Origin of the sequence: Microbacterium sp. NPDC078814, from assembly GCF_040702645.1 — a bacterium.
GTDB lineage: Bacteria > Actinomycetota > Actinomycetes > Actinomycetales > Microbacteriaceae > Microbacterium.
The window spans coordinates 166103-186984 of sequence record NZ_JBFBLT010000004.1 but is presented as its reverse complement, the minus strand read 5'-3'; the positions used below and the strand labels follow the sequence as shown (position 1 = coordinate 186984).

The 20882-nt window shown below is 70.9% G+C and carries 17 protein-coding genes; 14 read left to right on the top strand and 3 right to left on the bottom strand.

Features of this window, described 5'->3' with window-relative positions; all coding sequences use genetic code 11:
• Positions 1–132: 132 nt before the first annotated feature.
• From AB0300_RS09725 to AB0300_RS09700, 6 genes are all read left to right on the top strand, one after another.
• Positions 133–1173 carry a TIGR00730 family Rossman fold protein gene (locus tag AB0300_RS09725; protein WP_025103176.1) on the top strand — a complete coding sequence of 347 codons (1041 nt, stop codon included), beginning with the start codon at positions 133–135 and terminating at the stop codon, positions 1171–1173.
• A gap of 189 nt (positions 1174–1362) precedes the next feature.
• On the top strand, positions 1363–2346 hold the full coding sequence (gene nusA / locus AB0300_RS09720) for a transcription termination factor NusA (protein ID WP_062634952.1): 984 nt from the start codon (positions 1363–1365) through the stop codon (positions 2344–2346).
• Between the two features lie 62 nt (positions 2347–2408).
• Positions 2409–2663: a YlxR family protein gene (locus AB0300_RS09715; RefSeq protein ID WP_081811550.1), complete on the top strand. Its 255-nt coding sequence runs from the start codon at positions 2409–2411 to the stop codon at positions 2661–2663.
• 94 nt (positions 2664–2757) lie between these two features.
• Complete coding sequence (infB, locus tag AB0300_RS09710) at positions 2758–5490, top strand: translation initiation factor IF-2 (protein ID WP_062634951.1); 2733 nt, start codon at positions 2758–2760, stop codon at positions 5488–5490.
• Between the two features lie 105 nt (positions 5491–5595).
• Complete coding sequence (rbfA, locus tag AB0300_RS09705; RefSeq protein WP_025103179.1) at positions 5596–6024, top strand: 30S ribosome-binding factor RbfA; 429 nt, start codon at positions 5596–5598, stop codon at positions 6022–6024.
• 160 nt (positions 6025–6184) lie between these two features.
• Positions 6185–8236: a helix-turn-helix transcriptional regulator gene (locus AB0300_RS09700; protein ID WP_366215915.1), complete on the top strand. Its 2052-nt coding sequence runs from the start codon at positions 6185–6187 to the stop codon at positions 8234–8236.
• 4 nt (positions 8237–8240) lie between these two features.
• Here the strand turns inward: AB0300_RS09700 and AB0300_RS09695 are convergent, their stop codons facing one another.
• Positions 8241–9107: an A/G-specific adenine glycosylase gene (locus tag AB0300_RS09695; protein ID WP_025103181.1), complete on the bottom strand. Its 867-nt coding sequence runs from the start codon at positions 9105–9107 to the stop codon at positions 8241–8243.
• 82 nt (positions 9108–9189) lie between these two features.
• Between AB0300_RS09695 and truB the strand changes: the two genes are divergently transcribed.
• The 6 genes from truB to AB0300_RS09665 all read left to right on the top strand — a co-directional run bounded on the left by truB (position 9190) and on the right by AB0300_RS09665 (position 15467).
• Positions 9190–10083, top strand: a complete 894-nt coding sequence (gene truB / locus AB0300_RS09690) for a tRNA pseudouridine(55) synthase TruB (RefSeq protein WP_366215914.1) — start codon at positions 9190–9192, stop codon at positions 10081–10083.
• Entirely contained in the window at positions 10080–10448 is a 369-nt protein-coding gene (locus AB0300_RS09685) for a hypothetical protein (protein WP_025103183.1), read from the top strand. Before truB ends, AB0300_RS09685 begins: the two co-directional genes overlap by 4 nt.
• A 55-nt stretch (positions 10449–10503) precedes the next feature.
• Positions 10504–10941: a hypothetical protein gene (locus AB0300_RS09680; RefSeq protein WP_231729434.1), complete on the top strand. Its 438-nt coding sequence runs from the start codon at positions 10504–10506 to the stop codon at positions 10939–10941.
• Positions 10938–11888 carry a bifunctional riboflavin kinase/FAD synthetase gene (locus AB0300_RS09675; RefSeq protein WP_366215913.1) on the top strand — a complete coding sequence of 317 codons (951 nt, stop codon included), beginning with the start codon at positions 10938–10940 and terminating at the stop codon, positions 11886–11888. The genes AB0300_RS09680 and AB0300_RS09675 overlap by 4 nt, the downstream gene beginning before the upstream one ends.
• 201 nt (positions 11889–12089) lie before the next feature.
• On the top strand, positions 12090–14234 hold the full coding sequence (locus AB0300_RS09670) for a DEAD/DEAH box helicase (protein WP_366215912.1): 2145 nt from the start codon (positions 12090–12092) through the stop codon (positions 14232–14234).
• A 204-nt stretch (positions 14235–14438) separates the two neighbouring features.
• Positions 14439–15467 carry a 6-phosphofructokinase gene (locus AB0300_RS09665; protein WP_025103187.1) on the top strand — a complete coding sequence of 343 codons (1029 nt, stop codon included), beginning with the start codon at positions 14439–14441 and terminating at the stop codon, positions 15465–15467.
• A 233-nt stretch (positions 15468–15700) separates the two neighbouring features.
• Here the strand turns inward: AB0300_RS09665 and AB0300_RS09660 are convergent, their stop codons facing one another.
• Complete coding sequence (locus AB0300_RS09660) at positions 15701–16417, bottom strand: DUF559 domain-containing protein (RefSeq protein WP_231729435.1); 717 nt, start codon at positions 16415–16417, stop codon at positions 15701–15703.
• A 520-nt stretch (positions 16418–16937) separates the two neighbouring features.
• On the bottom strand, positions 16938–19031 hold the full coding sequence (locus tag AB0300_RS09655; protein ID WP_366215911.1) for a S9 family peptidase: 2094 nt from the start codon (positions 19029–19031) through the stop codon (positions 16938–16940).
• Positions 19032–19185: 154 nt separating this feature from the next.
• Here AB0300_RS09655 and AB0300_RS09650 point away from each other — a divergent pair, with 154 nt between their 5' ends.
• Together AB0300_RS09650 and AB0300_RS09645 are read left to right on the top strand one after the other, a co-directional pair.
• Positions 19186–20550, top strand: a complete 1365-nt coding sequence (locus AB0300_RS09650) for an inorganic phosphate transporter (RefSeq protein WP_025103190.1) — start codon at positions 19186–19188, stop codon at positions 20548–20550.
• A complete protein-coding gene (locus AB0300_RS09645) occupies positions 20547–20882 on the top strand; it encodes a hypothetical protein (RefSeq protein WP_025103191.1) in 336 nt (111 codons plus the stop codon). The genes AB0300_RS09650 and AB0300_RS09645 overlap by 4 nt, the downstream gene beginning before the upstream one ends.

The following is a 20882-nucleotide window of genomic DNA, read 5'->3' as shown; positions in this document are numbered from 1 at the left end:
CGCCATCGTGGCGCCACCGCCGACCGAGCGCACGGGCGTTGACACCGTGTCCCGCCCATGCTGCGGAGCGCGGGGGTGCGGATCTTCGGCGTTGCGTCCCGTCGGCGGGAGGCCGCGTGGGACGCTGGGGGCATGACCGAGGAACCGCTGCCGGCCGCTCTGAGCGACGAGATCAACCATGTGCTGGACGAAGCGGGGGTGTCCTCGGACCGCCGGCTCGTGATGCGGATGCTCCGCACGGCGCTGCTCCTCGGTGAGGACGACACCGACCGCCTCGACCTCAAGATCGCCTCCGCCGCCCTGGCCGAGATGCGCGACGCGTTCCGCCTCTTCGCCCCGTTCCGCGGCGTGCCGAAGGTGACGGTGTTCGGCTCCGCGCGCACCCTCCACGACGACCCGCTGTACCTGCAGGCGCGCGATGTCGCGGCGGCGCTCGCGAACGACGGCTGGATGGTCGTCACGGGCGCGGGCCCCGGGATCATGCAGGCCGCCGCCGAGGGGGCGGGGCCGGCGCTGTCTCTCGGCGTCTCCATCCGGCTCCCCTTCGAGGAGAAGGCGAACAGTCTCGTCGCGGGAAGCGATCAGGTCGTCGCGATGAAGTACTTCTTCACGCGCAAGCTCATGCTCATCAAGGAGTCGAGCGGATTCATCTGCCTGCCCGGGGGCTTCGGCACGCTCGACGAGATGTTCGAGCTGCTCACCCTGCAGCAGACCGGGAAGGCCGAGCCGACGCCGATCGTGCTGCTCGACGAGAAGGGCGGATCGTTCTGGCAGGGCATGCGGCGCTTCGTCGACGAGCACCTCGCCCCGATGGGGGTGATCTCCCCGGGGGACTTCGATCGCGTCGTCATCACCGACTCGGTCGAGGAGGCCCGCGCCGAGATCACCGGGTTCTGGCGCAACTACGACTCGCTGCGGTGGGTCGGGGACACGCTCGTGCTGCGGCTCAAGGCCGAGCCGACGGACGCCGAGATCGAGGAGCTCAACACCGCCTTCGCCGCACTCCTGTCGACCGGGCGGATCGAGCGCACGGCTCCCCGGTCCCCGGAGGTCGCCGACGACGACCGCCTCGACCTCCCGCGCCTCGCCCTGCACCTGGATCAGCGTCAGGTGGGCAACCTCTTCCGTCTGATCGGCGCGCTCAACGCCCTCCCGTCCGCGCCGAAGGCCTGACCAGGCGCGGGACTGTCCGCCGGAACAGGCACCTGTGCGGAAGCAGGCTGCTCGCGCACAGAGAGCCTGCTGGCGCGCGACGGCCTGTGCCGGCGGAGGCCGGATGGCCCGGGCGCGCGGCACACGGTATCGTTGTACGGATGTCGCGCGTGCATTCGGGCGCGACGAGAGCTGAATAGGGAGGCCGTCATGGACATCGAACTGAGTCTGCTGCGAGGGATCGAGAAGGAGAAGGCGATCCCGTTCGACGAGCTCGTCTCGATCATCGAGCAGGCGATCCTGACCGCGTACTCCAAGCACGTCTCGCCCGACGGCGCGACGCCGGAGGGCGTCCGCGTGCACCTCGACCGCAAGACCGGCCACGTCGCCGTCCTCCAGGTCGTCCGCGACGACGAGGGTGCGATCATCGGCGAGGAGGAGGCGACGCCGGACGACTTCGGGCGCATCGCCGCATTCGCCGCCAAGCAGGTCATCAGCCAGCGCCTCCGGGACATCGCGGACGACGCCGTCCTCGGCGAGTTCAAGGGCAAGGAGGGCGACATCGTCGCCGGCGTGATCCAGCAGGGGCCGAACCCGCGCATGATCCACGTCGACCTCGGCTCCGTCGAGGCGATCCTCCCGCCCGAGGAGCAGGTACCCGGCGAGGAGTACGCGCACGGGTCCCGGCTGCGCGTCTACGTCACCAGCGTCGCCAAGGGGCTCAAGGGTCCGCAGATCACCGTCTCGCGCACGCACCCGGGCCTGGTCCGCAAGCTGTTCGCGCTCGAGGTGCCCGAGATCGCGGCCGGCCTGGTCGAGATCGTCGCGCTGGCCCGCGAGGCCGGGCACCGCACCAAGATCGCGGTGAAGGCGAACGACCCGGCCATCAACGCCAAGGGCGCGTGCATCGGCGAGATGGGGCGCCGTGTGCGGGCCGTCACGGAGGAGCTGGCGGGGGAGAAGATCGACATCGTCGACTACGACGCCGACCTGCCCACGTTCGTGGCGCACGCGCTGTCGCCGGCGAAGGTCACGAGCTCGTTCGTCCTCGACGCGAGCACCAAGGCCGTCCGCGCCCTCGTGCCGGACTACCAGCTGTCGCTCGCCATCGGCAAGGAGGGTCAGAACGCGCGTCTGGCCGCCAAGCTCACCGGCGCCAAGATCGACATCCAGCCGGACAGCGTCCTCGACTGATCCCTGTCCGTCCTCGACGCCACGCCCGGTGGCGGCGAGGACGGACGGAACGCAGGTGTAAGATGGAACCCGTACGAACGTGCGTCGGTTGCCGCACGCGTGCTCCCCGCTCCACTCTGCTCAGGGTGGTTGCCCAGAACGACACCCTCATCCCCGATGAGCGTGCTGTCCTGCCGGGGCGTGGCGCGTGGGTGCATCCGACACCCGAGTGCATGGAAGCCGCTCTGCGGCGTCGAGCTTTCGGAAGAGCACTGCGTGTGACCACTCAGCTGGACACACGGATCTTCGAACAGCACCCACCAAGAAACAAAGGCTGAACAGCTATGGAAACAAAGTGAACGGCTCGAAATGAGACCCGTCCGCGACTAGTGGTCTGCCCTGTCTGGGCAGACCGACCCAGACAGGAGAATTGTGGCTGGTAAACCACGCGTACATGAGATCGCCGCCGAACTCGGCGTCGACAGCAAGGTCGCACTTGCGAAGCTCAAGGAACTCGGCGAGTTCGTGAAGAGCCCGTCCTCGACGGTCGAGCCCCCGGTGGCGCGCAAGCTGCGCGCCGCGATCGAGGCCGACCCGTCCCTGAAGGCGGCCTCCGAGCCCGCTGCGGCGAAGCCCGCCGCGAAGCCGGCACCGAAGTCCTCGGCGCCCACCCCCGGTCCGAAGCCCGGCCCCAAGCCGGGTCCTGCAGCTCCGGCCGCACCCGCTCCGAGCCCGGCGCCCGCCCCCGCGGCGGAGAAGGCTCCGGCGCCGTCGGCGCCCGCGAAGCCGTCGGCTCCGGCTCCGGCCGCACCGTCCTCCGGTGACGGCAACGCCCCGAAGCCCGGCGCGCCCCGCCCCGGCAACAACCCGTTCTCGTCCGCACAGGGCATGGGCCAGCGTCCCGCGGGTCCCCGTCCCGGCAACAACCCCTTCGCCTCGGCGCAGGGGATGGGCCAGCGCCCGACCCCCGGCAACATCCCGCGTCCGCAGGCGCCCCGTCCCGGTGCTCCGCGCCCGGGTGCCCCGCGTCCCGGCTCGCCGCGACCCGGCGCACCTCGTGGTGGTCAGGGCGGTCGTCCCGGTGCTCCGTTCCAGCAGCGTACGGGCGGCCCCGGTCGTCCCGGCGGCGGTGGCGGTCCCGGTGCGGGTCCCCGTCCCGGCGGCGGTTTCGCCGGTCGTCCCGGTGGTGGCGGTCGTGGCCGTGGTCCCGGCGGCGGTACGGCCGGTGCCTTCGGCAAGGGCGGCGGCAAGAGCAAGCAGCGCAAGTCGCGGCGGGCGAAGCGGCAAGAGTTCGAGATGCGGAGCGCCCCGGTCGTCGGTGGCGTCAACGTCACCCGTGGCAACGGCGAGACGATCCGCATGCGTCGCGGTGCCTCCATCGCGGACTTCGCCGACAAGATCGAGGCCCTGACCGGCTACACCGTGCAGCCGGGCACCCTCGTCACGATCCTCTTCAACCTCGGCGAGATGGCCACGGCCACCGAGTCGCTGGATGAGGCCACGTTCGAGGTCCTCGGTGAGGAGCTGGGATACAAGGTCCAGATGGTCTCGCCCGAGGACGAGGACAAGGAGCTCCTCGAGGGCTTCGGTCTCGACCTCGAGAAGGAGCTGGAGGAGGAGAGCGAGGACGACCTCGAGATCCGTCCCCCGGTCGTCACCGTCATGGGTCACGTCGACCACGGTAAGACGCGCCTCCTCGACGCGATCCGCCAGACCAACGTCATCGAGGGTGAGGCCGGCGGCATCACCCAGCACATCGGTGCCTACCAGGTCTGGACCGAGCACGAGGGCATCGAGCGGGCGATCACGTTCATCGACACCCCCGGTCACGAGGCGTTCACCGCCATGCGTGCCCGTGGTGCGCAGGTCACCGACCTCGCGATCCTCGTGGTCGCGGCCGACGACGGCATCATGCCGCAGACGGTCGAGGCGCTGAACCACGCCCAGGCGGCCAACGTGCCGATCGTGGTCGCGGTGAACAAGGTCGACAAGCCCGAGGCCAACCCGGCCAAGGTGCGTCAGCAGCTCACCGAGTACGGTCTGGTGGCCGAGGAGTACGGCGGCGACGTCATGTTCGTCGACGTCTCGGCCCGTGCCAACACCGGCATCCAGGAGCTCCTGGACGCGGTGCTGCTCACGGCGGACGCCGGTCTCGACCTGACCGCCAACCCGAACAAGGCCGCTCGCGGTGTCGCCATCGAGGCGAAGCTCGACAAGGGCCGCGGTTCGGTCGCGACGGTGCTGATCCAGTCCGGAACCCTCCGGGTCGGCGACGCGATCGTGGCGGGCACCGCTTACGGCCGTGTCCGCGCGATGATCGACGAGAACGGCGAGATCGTCGAGGCGGCCGCGCCGTCCCGTCCGGTCCAGGTGCAGGGTCTGAACTCCGTGCCCCGCGCCGGCGACGTCTTCATCGTCACCGAGGAAGACCGCATGGCGCGTCAGATCGCGGAGAAGCGCGAAGCCGTCGAGCGCAACGCGCAGCTGGCCAAGGCTCGCAAGCGCATCTCGCTCGAGGACTTCACCCGTGCTCTCGAAGAGGGCAAGGTCGAGTCGCTCAACCTCATCATCAAGGGTGACGTCTCCGGTGCCGTCGAGGCGCTGGAGGAGTCGCTCCTCAAGATCGAGGTCGACGACTCGGTGCAGCTGCGCATCATCCACCGCGGTGTCGGTGCGATCACCGAGTCCGACGTGAACCTGGCGACGATCGACAACGCGATCATCGTGGGCTTCAACGTCCGCCCCGACACGAAGGCGCGCGAGCGTGCTCAGCGTGAGGGCGTGGACATCCGTTTCTACTCCGTCATCTACAACGCGATCGACGAGATCGAGAGCTCGCTCAAGGGCATGCTCAAGCCGGAGTACGAAGAGGTCCAGTCGGGTGTCGCCGAGATCCGCGAGGTGTTCCGCTCCTCGAAGTTCGGCAACATCGCCGGTGTCATCGTGCGGTCCGGGACGATCACGCGCAACGCGAAGGCCCGCGTCATCCGCGACGGCGTCGTCATCGCCGATGGCCTCGCCATCGAGTCGCTGCGCCGGTTCAAGGACGACGTCACCGAGGTGCGGACGGACTACGAGGCCGGTATCGGCCTCGGCAAGTACAACGACATCCAGGTCGGCGACGAGATCGAGACGACCGAGATGGTGGAGAAGCCGCGCGGCTGATCCGCACGACTGCGGCGGCTGCCTCCTCCTCCCGTGACGGGGGAGGAGGCAGCCGCCTCCGCGGTTCGCTGGGAACCGCGACGCACAGAGGTGGGAGAAGGAACAATGGCTGGTGAACGACAGGCCCGACTCGCGGATCGCATCCGCGTGATCCTCGCCGAGCGCTTGGAGAAGGGGCTGCGCGACCCGCGTCTCGGCTTCGTGACCATCACCGACGTCCGCGTGAGCGGCGATCTGCAGCACGCGTCCGTGTTCTACACGGTGCTCGGCACGGAAGAGGAGCGCCTCGCCAGCGGTGCCGCGCTCACGTCCGCGACCGGAATGCTGCGCAGCGAGGTCGGTCGACAGCTCAGCACTCGACTCGTCCCCACGCTCGAATTCATCCCGGACGCGCTCCCGGAGAACGCCGACCACATCACCGCTCTGCTGCGCGAGGCGCAGGAGCGCGACGCGGAGGTGGCCAAGCTGGCCTCGTCCGCGACCCACGCCGGCGAGGCCGACCCCTACCGGTCGGACGACGACGACGAGGACTGATCCCGTCTGATACCCTCAGGTCCGCGGCGGGACAACCGGTGGATCTGGGGGGATCGACATTCAGGCGACGAGCACGCCCGCGGGCCTCTTCGTCGCGCCTGTCGTCGTGGAGCCGCTGCTGGATGAGCTTCGACGGCGGGATCTGTGCTGCGCGCCGCACGTGGCGGCGCAGCTGGGCGCCGCGCTGCCTGACGATGCCGAGGCCGTGCTCGCCGTCGCGGCCCGCCTCACACCGGAGCAGCGCCGCGGATTGAGTCGGATGCCGTGGCCGCTGCCGTCCGCGGCGGTCCATGCCGGCATCCGCGGGCTGGCGAGCGCCGACCGACTGCTCCTGCTCACGGTGGTGCTGGCACTCGAGGAGGAGCTGGATCCGATCCTCGCGGCCGACGGACGCCGCGTGGAGGAGATACGGGCCAGCGCCGCCGCGCCGCATCTGACGATCCACGCGGGCTCGATCCGGCTCACCGACCCGCGCGTGGCCGCGGAGGTGTACGCGGCCGCGTCGGCGGCGGAGGTCGCGCGCGTGCACACCCGGCTGGCTGACGCCGCGGTCGCACGCGGGGACCGGAGTGGGGAGGCGTGGCATCGCGCGCGATCGTGCGCCGCGCGGGATCGTCGGGCCGCAGCGGTCCTGACAGCGCGGGCCCGTGTCGCGGCCGACGCGGGGCTCACCGAGCGCGCGCTGCTCCTGGCCGGTGAGGCCGCCGCGCACGCGACCGGCGCCGTCGGCGAGGAGGCCAGGGTGCTCGCCGGCTGCGCGGCGCTCGCCTGCGGCTACGCCGCGGATGCCGAGGCGTGGCTGAGCGGTCTCTTCCCGGGCGCGGCGGAGCATCGACGGGCACGGGCGCTCGGCCCCTACCTCGCCGCCCGCACCCTTCGGCACGGCCTCGTTCCCGCCGTCGATCCGCGGCGGCTCGCCTCCGGCTCCGCGGCCGACGCCACGGCATGGGCGCGATCCGCGGGGCTCGTCGCGATCCTGTGCGCGGAACGTCGCGACCGCGGGGCCGAGTGGCGCTGGCTCGCCCAGGTCCGCGGAGCCTCCCACGCGGGGACGGACCGTGCGCTGCGCGATGCCGTGGTGGGGGTGTGCGCTCTCCTCGCCGGCGACGTCATGCCGGCGAGCGGGACCGCGGGCCTCGGCGGGCTCGGCGGCGTAGCGGCGGCGCTGCAGATGGCATGCGCGGGCGACATCGACGAGGGCCTGCGGCTGCTGCGCACGGGAGGACTTCCCGGAGCGGAGCGCGATCCGGTGTTCCCCGGCTTCGAGAGCAGCCCGGTCGTGCGGGCCTACCGCGCTGTCACCGAGGTGCTGCTCCTCGTCTGGCGGGGAGACATCGGTCCGGCCAGGGAACTGCTCCGGCACGCGGCGGTCGAGCTCCCCGTCGCCATCCCGTTCGCCGGTCTCGGTGTCGTCCTGGCGCGGCGGCTCGACCTGGCGGTGCTCGGCGCCCTGGGCCCGATCGCGCGTGCACTCACCGACGTCCTTGCTCCCGCCGCCGGGTCGGACGTGCTGGTCGATCGCGCCGTCGAGGCCTTTCTGGACGGTTCCTTCGAGGTGGCCGTCGGCGCCATGGGGCTGTGGCGGGACCGCGGAGCCCCGCAGCCGGTGTTCGCGGTGCCGGGAGTCGACGAGGTCGTGCTCTGGTCGCCGGGGGGATACCGGCCGGGGACCGTGCGGCCGCCGGAGAGCGAGATCGCCGCGGCGCTGCGGCGGGCGGTCGTCGGTTCCGCCGGCCCCACTTGGCGCACGGACCAGGAGGAGCTGCGGGTGGCGGCGAGCCGGCTTCGGTCTCCGTTCGCCCGCGGGCGGGTCGAGTCCCTCCTCGGGGTCCGATCCGGTCTGCACGGAGACGTGGTCTCGGCACGCGGGCACCTCGCGCAGGCCGAGCGGCTGTTCGAGGTCGCCGGAGCGCGAGCCTGGGAGCGCGCGGTGCGACGACGGCGGGAACGGCTCGAGGCGTCCGGGACCACGGCGGACGGGACGGCGGCCCTGCCCGCCTGCCGGAGCGCCTGGGCTCAGCGACTGACGCCTCGGGAAATCGAGGTGGCGATGCTCGCGGTCGGCGGGACGGCGAACCGCGCGATCGCGGAGCGGCTGTCGGTCTCGGTCCGCACGGTCGAGGTGCACCTCGGACGCGCGTTCGCGAAGCTGCATGTCCGCAGCCGCGTCGAACTGACCGTGCTGGCCCACCGCACCGAACAGCTCCTCTGAGCGCTCACCGTGGCAGGGAGAGGCCCTCCCCGTCGGCTTCCGCGAGCCCGTCGGCGATGAGGGAGTCGATCGCACGGTCCCGCTGACGCACGTCGGGCCAGTCCGGGAGGACGGCGGTGAGCGGGACCGCGGCGGGGGCGGCGGCGCGCAGGAGCCGGAGCACGGCGCCGCGGGCCTGGCGGTCCGAACCCTCGTACGCAGCCTGTCGTCGTCGCTCATCCCCGGTGTCGGGTCGGCCGGCCGCGAGCCACGCACACCCGTCCGCCAGCGGGCAGCGTTCGCATCGGGGCGCACGGGACGTGCAGATCGTCGCGCCGAGCTCCATCGCCGCGGCGTTGAGGACGGCGGCCTCGGCGGGGTCCGCGGGCAGCAGCGCCGCCATGAGCGCGAGGTCGCGGCGGGACGGGGATCCCGGTTGCGCTCGTCCCTCGACCGCCCTGGCGAGCACGCGACGGGTGTTGGTGTCGACGACGGGATGACGGTCGCCGTAGGCGAAGACGGCCACGGCACGGGCGGTGTAGTCGCCGATCCCGGAGAGGGCGAGGAGGGCGTCGACGTCACGCGGCACGACGCCGCCGTGGCGCTCGACCACCTCGACGGCCGCACGGTGCAGCCACAGGGCGCGCCGCGGATAGCCGAGGTTCGCCCATTGCTGCACGACGTCCGCCGGAGACGCGGCCGCCATCGCGCGGGGTGTGGGCCACCGCGTCAGCCACGCGTCGAGGTGCGGGATCACGCGGGTCACGGGCGTCTGCTGCAGCATGAACTCGCTCACCAGCACGCCCCAGGCGCCGAAGGCGGCGTGGAACTCCGGGCGGCGCCACGGCAGATCGCGCGCCTCCTCGGCGTACCAGCCGTGCAGGGGCGTCATCGTCGCAGGAGACGGTGCGGGCGCGGCCATCCCTCCAGCCTAGGCGAGCGGTCGCCGCTCCCGGCCTCGGTAGGCTGGAGGGATGGCGACCCCCGGCATCCTCCTCGTCGACAAGCCCGGCGGGCTGACCAGTCACGATGTGGTCGGCCGCACCCGACGGGCCTTCGGGACCCGCAAGGTCGGTCACGCGGGGACCCTCGACCCGATGGCCACCGGACTGCTCGTCATCGGCATCGAGGGCGCGACCCGCCTCCTCACCTACATCGTGGGCGCGGACAAGACCTACGAGGCGACCATCCGGCTCGGTGCCGTCACCTCCACGGATGACGCCGAGGGCGAGATCCTCCACCGCGCGGATGAGAGCGCCCTCGCGGCGATCGAGGAGGCGGCGATCGATGCCGGAGTGGCCGCGCTGACGGGCGCGATCTCCCAGGTCCCGAGTGCGGTGTCGGCGATCAAAGTCGACGGCCGCCGCGCCTACGACCGCGTCCGTGCGGGGGAGGAGGTCGTCCTCCCGCCGCGAGACGTCGTCGTGTCCCGATTCGACGTCGTCGCGCGTCGCCGCGACGACCACGCGATCGACCTCGATGTCGTCGTGGACTGCTCGTCCGGAACCTACATCCGCTCGCTGGCCCGCGATTTGGGTGCCGCCCTCGGTGTCGGCGGCCACCTGACCGCCCTCCGCCGCACCCGTGTCGGCCCGTTCGACGTGCGTGACGCCGTGACGATCGACGCCCTCGAGGGCGCTCCCGTGCTCACCCCCGCCGCCGCCGCCGGCCGCGTGCTCTCCGTCCTCCCCGTCACGGCGGACGAGGCGCGGGACCTGCGACACGGCAAGCGCCTCACCGGGCAGGCGGTGCGGCTGGACGGCCCGCTCGCGGCCGCCATCGAAGACGACGGCACGCTCGTGGGGATCGTCGAGAAGCGCGGTGCCGATGTGAAGAGCGCCATGAACATGCCGGAGGTCTCCCGATGATCCTGTGGTTCACGATCGTGCAGATCGTCGTCGCCGTCGCCGCCGGCCTCTTCTGCCTCGGCGCGGGGTTCGCCGGCCGTCGCCCCAGCGATTTCTCCGTCGGGGCGCTCGCTCTCGTCGAGGTGCTGCTGATCGTGCAGATCGTCGTCGCCATCGTCGCGCCGCTCGCGGGGAACCCGCCGACCGGGGACCTGCTGGAGCTCTGGGTGTATCTCGTCTCGGCGGCTCTGCTGCCCGTGGGCGCGGTGCTCTGGGCCCTCATGGAACGCAGCCGGTGGAGCACCGTCGTGCTCGGCGTGGCCGCGCTCGCGATCGCGATCATGCTCTGGCGCATGCAGGTCATCTGGACCGTGCAGGTCGCCTGAGGAGCACCCGGAGCGGACGCCGGGCAGCTCGCCCGGCTCTAGGATGGAATGCGCTATGAGCTCCACCGCCCCCTCCACTCGGATGACCGGTATCGGTCGTGTCCTGGTGATCGTCTACGCCGTGATGGCGCTGGCGGCCACCGGGCGCAGCTTCGTGCAGATCGTCCGGCGATTCGACGAGGCCCCGTTGGCCTACAGCCTCTCGGCGCTGGCCGCGGTCGTGTACGTCCTGGCGACGCTCGCGCTCGTCTTCGCGCGTCGTCGCGGCTGGTACACCGTCGCGTGGGTGGCGATCGTCTTCGAACTCACCGGTGTCCTGGTCGTCGGCGTGCTCAGCCTCGTCCTCCCCGAGCTCTTCCAGCACGAGACCGTATGGTCGCTGTTCGGGCGCGGCTACCTCTTCATCCCCCTCGTCCTCCCGATCTTCGGGATCTGGTGGCTGCGCACGCACCGGCCCGTCGAGACCGCGCGTCCGGTCGAGGTCGCCGCGTGATCGTGTTCCGGAATCCGGAGGAGGTGCCGGAGGACTTCGGGCCCAGCGCCGTTGCCATCGGCAAGTTCGACGGCGTGCACGAGGGGCATCGCGCCGTCATCCGTCGCCTGGAGGAGGCTGCCGCGGCCTCGGGGAGCCGTGCCGTCGCGGTCACGTTCGACCGCAACCCCCTCGCCGTGATCCGTCCCGACCGGTGTCCCGAGAACGTCGTGACCGTCGACCGCAAGCTGGAGCTCCTCGGCGAGCTCGGACTCGACGCGACGCTGGTGCTGACGTTCGACGAGACGCTCGCCGCCCGGAGCGCGGAGGACTTCGTCGTCGACATCCTCGTCGGCGCGCTGCACGTGTCCACGGTGCTCGTCGGCGCCGACTTCCGCTTCGGACACCGGGGCGCCGGCACCCCCGAGCTGCTGCGGGAGCTCGGCCCCCGGTACGGGTTCACGGTCGAGGTCGTCGACGACGTCTACCTTCCGGGGTCGAGCCGCCGGGTCTCGTCGAGCTGGATCCGCGAGCTGCTGATGGCGGGGGACGTCGCCGAGGCGGCCCGCGCCCTCGGGCGGTATCCCGACGTGCGCGGCGTCGTCGTCCACGGGCTGAAGCGCGGACGCGAGCTCGGGTTCCCGACCGCCAACCTCTCCACGATCATCGACGCGTTCGTCCCCGCCGACGGCGTCTACGCCGGCTGGCTCGTCGACCACGACACTGGCATCCGGCACCCGTCGGCGATCTCGGTGGGCACGAACCCCACCTTCGACGACGTGCTCGTCCGTCAGGTCGAGGCGCACGTGCTGGGGGAGACCGGGCTCGATCTCTACGGTCACGACGTGACGGTGGAGTTCGTGCAGCGGCTGCGCGGCATGGTCGCGTTCGAGGGCATCGAGAAGCTGATGACCCAGATGGCCGCCGATGTGACGCAGGCCGCGACCATCCTGGACGTGTCCGCGTAACACGACGGCGCCGTGCTCCCGCGGCCAGTGCCAGGGATGACATAGAATAGGGTCAGGCTCTCACCGGCCCCGCACGTATCGCGTGCTCCGGCGGGAACACCGATCCACAGTCCGCACGGTCCTGGCTCACGCCACACGCGGACGACGAGAACGGCTCACGGCTCCCTGAGGGCGCCGGAGCCCTTCAGGCTCAGGAGGAGCATGCCGACCACGGCAACCGCCGCCCCGCGGCGCAAGAAGACGTCCCGTCGCGATGACGAGGCACCCCTCATCCCGATCCTCGCGCGCAAGGTGCGCGAGATCGAGGCGAAGTCCCAGCGGGGGAAGCTGGGCCCCACGAACCGCACGAAGTTCCAGGTGATCGCGTTCCTGGTGCGCGAGGAGCGCGCCAGGGTGAAGGCCGACACGGAGATCACCGACGCGGCCCGCGTCGAGCTGCTCAAGCGGCTCGACGGTGTCGCGACGATCCTCGCGAAGACGGCCGCGCGGGACACCTCGCTCATCCAGCTGCTCGAGGCCGACCAGGCCACCTCGCCGGTCGCCAAGCGGATGCGGCGCGACTGGCTGCTCGAGTCGGGGGCCGAGCTCCCGCCGGAGGAGCTCATCATCGCCGACCCCGCGCCCGTGCAGGTGTCGGTGGTCCCCGCGGCCATCGCGGAGCGTCAGGTCACCCCGCCCTCGGTGGAGGCCCGTCAGCTGGCCAACCCGTTCCTCGCGCCCGACCTGACCCCGCGTCCGGCCAGCACGCCCCGCCGCCGCCTCGACGGCTGGGAGCTCATGGGGCCGCTGTACAAGGCCTTCGAGACCGGCGCGGGCGGTGCGGCGGCGTCGATGGAGCTTCCGCCGGCTCCGGAGTTCGATCACATCTCGCCCAAGGGCCGCGAGATCATGGTGCACCAGTCCCGTTTCCTCGAGGCTGTGCGCGCCGGACACCGCAGCTTCCTGCTCGCCGACGAGCCAGGCCTCGGCAAGACGGCGCAGTCGGTGCTCGCGGCCTCCGTCGCCGGCGCCTATCCGCTGCTCGTCGTGGTGCCCAACGTCGTGAAGATGAACTGGGCGCGCGAGGTCGAGCGGTGGACGCCGCAGCGTCGTGCCACGGTCATCCAGGGCGACGGCGACGACATCGACGCCTTCGCCGACGTGTTCATCGTCAACTACGAGATCCTCGACCGTCACATGTCCTGGCTCGCGTCGATCGGCCTGCGCGGCATGGTCGTCGACGAGGCGCACTTCATCAAGAACCTCTCGTCGCAGCGTTCGCAGAACGTGCTCTCGCTCGCGGCGCAGGTGCGCGAGCGCACGCCGGGGCACGATCCGCTCATGCTCGCCCTCACCGGCACCCCGCTCATCAACGATGTCGAGGACTTCGACGCCATCTGGCGTTTCCTCGGCTGGACGAACGGCGAGAAGCCCGGGCCCGAGCTCATGGAGAAGCTCGATGCGACGGGGCTCACGCCCGCGGACAAGGCCTTCTACCCGGAGGCCCGCGACGCGGTGATCTCGATGGGCATCGTGCGGCGCAAGAAGAAGGACGTCGCCGCCGACCTGCCCGACAAGCTGGTCGCCGATCTGCCGGTGCAGCTCGACGACGAGTTCGGTCGTAGCATCCGCCAGGCCGAGCGCGAGCTGGGGGAGCGCCTGGCCGCCCGCTACCGCCGCATCATCGAGGCACGCGGCGACCGCGGTCTCGCGCCCGGAGAGATCGACGACGACATCGTCCGGCTCGTGGCGCAGAACGAGCTCGAGGAGTCGAAGGCAGCCGGCACCGGGGGAGACAACGTCTTCACCATGGTGCGCCGCATCGGTCAGGCGAAGGCCCTCCTCGCCGCCGACTACGCCGCACAGCTGCAGCGGTCGGTCGGCAAGGTCGTGTTCTTCGCGAAGCACATCGACGTCATGGATCAGGCGGAGGCGCACTTCGCCTCCGCGGGCATCCGCGCGGTGTCCATCCGCGGCGACCAGACGAACACGGCACGGCAGCAGGCCATCGACGACTTCAACGGCGACCCCGAGGTCGGCATCGCGGTGTGCTCGCTCACGGCGGCCGGCGTCGGACTCAACCTGCAGGCGGCCTCGAACGTCGTCCTCGCGGAGCTGTCGTGGACCGCTGCCGAGCAGACGCAGGCCATCGACCGCGTCCACCGCATCGGCCAGGACGAGCCGGTCACCGCCTGGCGGATCATCGCCGCGCACACGATCGACACGAAGATCGCCGAGCTCATCGACCAGAAGCAGGGCCTCGCGGCCCGCGCTCTGGACGGCGAGGCGACGGAGGAGACGGCGAGCGAGTCGGTGCAGCTGGCGGCGCTCACGCACCTTCTGCGCGAGGCTCTGGGCGGGCGCTGAGACGTCGTCAAGAACACAGGTTCTTAACGGCGATTCCGAGGCCTCATCCTGCCGGAACGCGAAGTTCGGCGTTATCACTCCTCGCGGCCGTCAAGATCCCCGGTTTTCGACGCGCTCGAATGGCCACGCGAGGGGGCGGCGCGCTAGTGTCGATCGCAGGCACTGTCGCCGTACCCCCATCCCTCGACCTCCGAAGGCAGCAGCATGAAGATCGGCATCCTGACGAGCGGCGGCGACTGCCCCGGACTCAACGCGGTCATCCGCGGCATCGTGCTCAAGGGCACCACGACCTACGACCTGGAGTTCGTCGGCATCCGCGACGGATGGCGCGGCGTCGTCGAGGGCGACTTCATGCCCCTGACGCGGCATGAGGTGAAGGGCCTGTCCAAGGTGGGCGGCACGATCCTCGGCACCAGCCGCACCAACCCCTACGAGGGGGAGCGCGGAGGCGCCGACAACATCGCGAAGACCCTCTACGGGCACAAGATCGACGGCATCGTCGCGATCGGCGGCGAAGGCACCCTCGCGGCGGCGGACCGTCTCGCCAAGGACGGCATCAAGGTGCTCGGCGTCCCGAAGACGATCGACAACGACCTCCGGGCCACGGACTACTCGTTCGGCTTCGACACCGCCGTGAACATCGCCACGGACGCCATGGACCGGCTCCGGACCACGGGCGACTCTCACCAGCGCTGCATGGTCGCCGAGGTCATGGGTCGTCACGTCGGCTGGATCGCCCTGCACGCCGGAATGGCCGCGGGTGCGCACGTCATCTGCATCCCCGAGGTGCCGATGTCGCTGGACGAGATCACCGCTCTCGTCACGAGCGCCCACGATCGCGGTCGCGCGCCGCTCGTCGTCGTCTCCGAGGGCTTCAAGCTCGCCGGCATGGACGAGGCCTACAGCGACAAGGGCCTGGACGCGTTCAACCGTCCGCGGCTCGGTGGCATCGGCGATCTGCTCGCCCCCGAGATCGAGCGGATCACGGGCATCGAGACGCGGGCCACGATCCTCGGCCACATCCAGCGTGGCGGCTCGCCGTCGGCCTTCGACCGCGTCCTCGCGACCCGGCTCGGCCTGCACGCCGCGGATGCCATCGTGGACGGCGCCTGGGGGCAGATGGTCGCGATGCAGGGGACGGACATCGTCCGCGTCCCGTTCGCGGATGCTCTGGGCGAGCTCAACACGGTGCCCCGCTATCGCTACGACGAGGCCGCCGCCCTCTTCGGCTGACCGCCGGCTTCAGCCCCTCGCGCGGCTTCAGGAGTCCTGCTGTCTTCCCTGCCTGAATTTGCGTGAGTGCCTGTGTCCGCGTGGCTGCCTGTTCTTTCGGCCTCGCGCGGTGTCAGGCTCTCGCGGGGCTTCAGGCGTCCTGCTGTCTTCCCTGCCTGAACTTGCGTGAGGGCCTGTGTCCGCGCGTTCGTCTGTTCTCACGGCCTCGCGCGGTGTCAGGCTCTCGCGGGGCTTCAGGCGTCCTGCTGTCTTTCTCGCCTGTTCTCGCGCGAGTGCCTGAGCTTGTGGTCGGTCTGCTCCGCGCGAGCCGTCGCGCGACGGCGTGCGCGATGCAGCCCCTGCGCGAGCGCGGACAGGACGGTGTCCTCCACGTGAGTGTCATCGACCATGACCTGGTGGTAATCGAAGCGCAGGACGGTATACCCGCGGAGTGCGAGCCTCGCGTCCGCCGCGAGGTCTCGCCGCCGGTCGCCGGCGGCGCTGTGGTGGCGGAAGCCGTCGATCTGAATGGCGAGCCGTTCGCCTATGACACCGTCGAGCGGATGGCCGTCCACCCACACCTGCTGTCGCACGTCGATGCCGATCGCGCGCATCCGTTCGACGAAGACCGTCTCGGGACCGGAGTCCGACCGGCCGCGGACGATTCGAGCGAGGCGGTCAGCGGCGTGGCACCGCCACCGCACCCGCGCGAGCGTATCCAGCTCCACCGCCCCGTGGCGGATGGCGGACTCCCAGATCGCGCGGGCCTCGACGGGCGGCCGACATCGCGCGACCTGGAAGAGGACATTCAGGACGGGATCGACCGCCGCGCGCTGATGCGCCGGCACAGGCCCCTGGGCGCAGTGCACCTGGACGCCGCCGCGGTCGAACCGAGAAGCGGTACGGGGGAGGGCGACGTGCACGTCCGTGGCCCCGATGTCCCACCATCCGGCGAGAGCCGCAGCGCTCACACAGGTGACTCTCCCGCCGACCGAAGCAGCCGCCCGGCGCCGTGGATCGACATCGGGGAGGAGGAGCCACGACCGGCGCACACGCTCGAGCGTGCCTTCCTGCACCGCACGACGCATCTGGTACTCGGTGAAACCCGCCTCACGTACGCGCGACGAATGCGCGGAGCCTCCCTGCTCTCGAACCCAGCTCTCGACCCTCGTGCGTCTCACCCCTCCACCCTGAGCGCTCGCGCAGCACTCTCCATCGCTGCACTCGGGATGGGGAGATCGTTCGCGGAATCCTGGCCCTGTGCAGGATCAGTCGTCGCGTGTGGTCACCACAGGCGTCCGCGCGAGATCAGGCAGCAAGAGCCTCTTGCGCCTGATGCCACGCGAGCGCCTGATGCCGCGCGGAAGCCTGAGCCCACGTCGGACACGGGAGTGCAGGCCTCCGCGCGAGATCAGGCCAGGAGAGCCACTCGCGCCTGATGCCGCGCGAATGCCTGATGCCGCGCGCCTGATGCCGCGCGTGACCGATGCGTCAGGCGAGGTGGAGGGTGTCCAGGAGCCAGGCGAGCTCGAACGCCCGCTCGCGCCAGGAGTTGTACCGCCCGCTCACGCCCCCGTGCCCCGCGACCATCTCGCACTTGAGCAGCACGTCCTTCGCGCCGGCCTCCCGCAGCCGGGCGACCCACTTGGCGGGCTCCACGTAGAGCACGCGGGTGTCGTTCAGCGAGGTCACCGCGAGGATCCGCGGGTACTCCACGCCGTCGCGCACGTTCTCGTACGGCGTGTACGACTTCATGTACGCGTACACCTCCGGGTCGTGCAGCGGGTCGCCCCACTCGTCCCACTCGATCACCGTGAGGGGGAGCGAGGGGTCGAGGATCGTGGTCAACGCATCGACGAACGGCACCCCCGCGAGGATCCCGGCGAACAGCTCCGGAGCGAGGTTGGCGACCGCGCCCATCAGCAGACCGCCCGCGCTGCCGCCCTCCGCGACGAGCTGGGCCGGCGTCGTGGTGCCCTCGTCGACGAGGTGCCGGGCGCAGGCGACGAAGTCCGTGAAGGTGTTCCGCTTGTGCAGGAGCTTGCCTTCTTCGTACCACTGCCGGCCCATCTCGCCGCCGCCACGCACATGCGCCACGGCGAAGACGACTCCGCGGTCCAGCTCCGAGAGTCGGGCGACGGAGAAGCCCGGGTCGATGGAGTGCTCGTACGAGCCGTAGCCGTAGAGGTGGACGGGCCGGGGCGTCGCTCCGGGCTCTCCGAAGGAGCGCTTCCAGACGAGGGACATCGGCACGCGCGTGCCGTCCTCCGCGGTGGCCCATTCCCGCCGCTGTCCGTAGCCGGCGGGGTCGTAGTCGCCGAGCACCGTCACCTGCTTGCGGAGGACGAGTTCGCGCGTCGCGAGGTCGAGTTCGTAGACCGTGCCTGGGGTGACGAACGACGTGTAGCCGAGGCGCAGGAAGGGGGAGTGCCACTCCGGGTTGCCGCTGACGCCCGCCGAGTAGAGGGGCTCGTCGAACTGCAGCTCCTCCACGGCGTCCGTCGCGTAGTCCAGGAGCCCGACGCGCTCGAGGCCCTCGCTGCGGTACTCCACCGTGGCGAAGTCGCGGAACGCATCCACCCCGAGCAGCCGTCGTCCCGGCTGATGCGCGACGACGACGCGGCGCTCGCCCTGCGGGTCGTCCGCCGCCACGGAGACGAGCTCGAAGTCCAGGGCGTCGTCATTGTGCAGGATGAGCAGGCGGTCCTCGCCGTCCACGACCGCGTGCTCGAGCGAGTACTCCACGCCCTCCCGCCGCGGCCATACCGGACGCGGCTCCGCGGTGATGTCACCGGTCAGGTCGACGAGGTACTCCTCGCTCGTGATGCTGGAGCCCACGCCGATCACGAGGTAGCGACGACTGCGCGTGATCCCGGCGCCGAGCCAGAACTTCTCGTCGGGCTCGTGGAAGAGCTTGATGTCGTCCGACACCGGGGTCCCGAGCCGGTGCAGCCACAGGGTGTCGGGGCGCCAGGCGTCGTCGCGCGTCGTGTAGAGGATGCCGGTGCCGTCGGGGGTGAAGAACGCGCTGCCGGTGTCCGGGATCTCGTCGGCGAGCGTGACGCCCGTCTCCAGGTCGCGGACGCGCACGGTGTAGAGCTCGTCGCCCTCGAAGTCCGTCGACCACAGCAGCTTCGTCGCGTCGTCGGAGGTGTCGAACGCGCCGAGGGAGAAGAACTCGTGCCCCTCCGCCTCGGCGTTGCCGTCCAGCAGCACCACCTCTCCGGGGACGGGCACCCCCGGCTCGAGACGCGGCGGCGTCCAGTCGCCCTCGACGGCGGCGGCTCGGCAGTGGATGCCGTACTGCGCGCCTTCCTCGGTGCGGCTGTAGTACCACCAGTCTCCGCGTCGCGTGGGCACGGAGAGATCCGTCTCCTGCACGCGGCCCTTGATCTCCTGGAACAGCGTCTCGCGGAGCGCCGCCAGATGCGCCGTCTCCGCCTCGGTGTGCGCGTTCTCGGCCTCCAGGTGCGCGATGACCTCGGGGGAGTCCTTGGCACGCAGCCACTCGTACGGGTCGTCGACCGTGTCGCCGTGGTGCGTGCGGAAGGTGGAACGGCGGGCGGCGATCGGGGCGTCAGTCACCGTCCCACGCTATCCCAGGTCGAGTTGACCGGCACGGGGGACGGTGGCAGGATTTACCGGGGCCGGTAAACGGAAGTCAAACCCACGGTGAACTCTTCGTTCGTCACGTCGATCCCGTCGACATCTCCCTCTTCCTCAAGACCGAAAGCGAACGGTGGAAACCGCAGCCCTCATCGTCGTGCTCGTCATCGCGCTGGCACTCTTCTTCGATTTCACGAACGGGTTTCACGACACCGCGAACGCGATGGCCACGCCCATCGCGACCGGGGCGCTCAAGCCCAAGACCGCGGTGCTCCTGGCCGCTCTCCTCAACCTCGTCGGCGCCTTCCTGTCGACCGAGGTGTCCAAGACCATCTCCGGCGGCATCATTCAGGAGGATGCGATCCTCGCCGCGGGGGCGGAGCTGTTCCTCTCGCTGATCTTCGCTGGACTCATCGGCGCGATCACCTGGAACATGCTGACCTGGCTGCTCGGGCTGCCGTCCAGCTCGTCCCACGCCCTCTTCGGCGGTCTGATCGGTGCGACGCTCGTGGGAGCCGGCCTCGGCGGCATCGACTTCGGCGCCGTGCTGTCGAAGATCGTCCTCCCCGCTCTCATCGCCCCGATCACCGCCGGCATCATCGCCTTCGTGGCGACGAAGATCGCCTACTCGATCACCCGGCGCTATGACGGCAAGCCCGACGGGCGCGACGGCTTCCGCTGGGGTCAGATCTTCACGTCGTCCCTCGTCGCGCTCGCCCACGGCACCAACGACGCACAGAAGACGATGGGCGTCATCACCCTCGCGATGATCACGATCGGCTGGCAGTCCGGTGCGCACCACGAGCCCGAGCTCTGGGTCATCGTCGCCTGTGCGTTCACGATCGCCCTCGGCACGTATCTCGGCGGCTGGCGCATCATCCGCACGCTGGGCAAGGGCCTGACCGACGTCAAGCCGGCGCAGGGCTTCGCGGCCGAGAGCTCGACGGCAGCGACGATCCTCGCCTCCAGCGCCCTCGGCTTCGCCCTCTCCACCACGCAGGTGGCCTCGGGATCGGTCATCGGATCGGGTCTCGGTCGCCGCGGCTCGACGGTCCGCTGGCGGACGGCCGGCCGCATCGGCGTCGGCTGGCTGCTGACCCTGCCCGCGGCCGGCGGCGTCGGCGCCCTGGCGGCGCTGCTCGTCGTCTGGCTCGGTCCCTGGGGCGTGGCCATCGATGCGGTGCTCGCGGTGGTGATCATCCTCGGGCTGTACATGCGTTCCCGGCGGAACGCCGTCACGCCGGCCAACGCCATGAGCGACGTCGCCGAGTCCCACCTCGCGGTCGAGGTCCCCGACACCCCGCCGCCCACGCGTCGCCAGCAGCGCATCGCCCAGGCGAAGGCGGAAGCCAAGGCCCGTGCCGAGGCCAAGGAGAAGGCGAAGGCCGAGGCCAAGGACAAGGCGAAGAAGAAGGCCAAGGCCAAGGCCGACGCGAAGGCCGCGAAGACCGGCAGCGTCTCCTCGTCCGACGCCTCGCAGAACGGGGACTCGGCATGAACGTCACGATCGACTGGATCGCCTTCCTGCAGGTGTTCGCCGCCGCGCTCATCGGCGCCGCCGCCATCGTCACCTTCTACGCCCTGGGCCTGCGTCTGCTCGTACGCAGCGGCCGGGCCCCCGTCGTGAGCCCGGCGGAGTTCACCGACGCCATCACGGTGATCTCCGAGAAGGAGCTCAAGCGGGCCGCCAAGCAGGCGGCGAAGGCGGCGAGGAAGAGCCCGCTCACCGAGGGGCAGAAGACCCTCGCCCTCGTGGGCGCCTACGGCTGCTTCGTGCTCTGCGGGGCCGCGGTCATCGCCGGCATCCTGCTCATCGTCGTCGGCCACTGA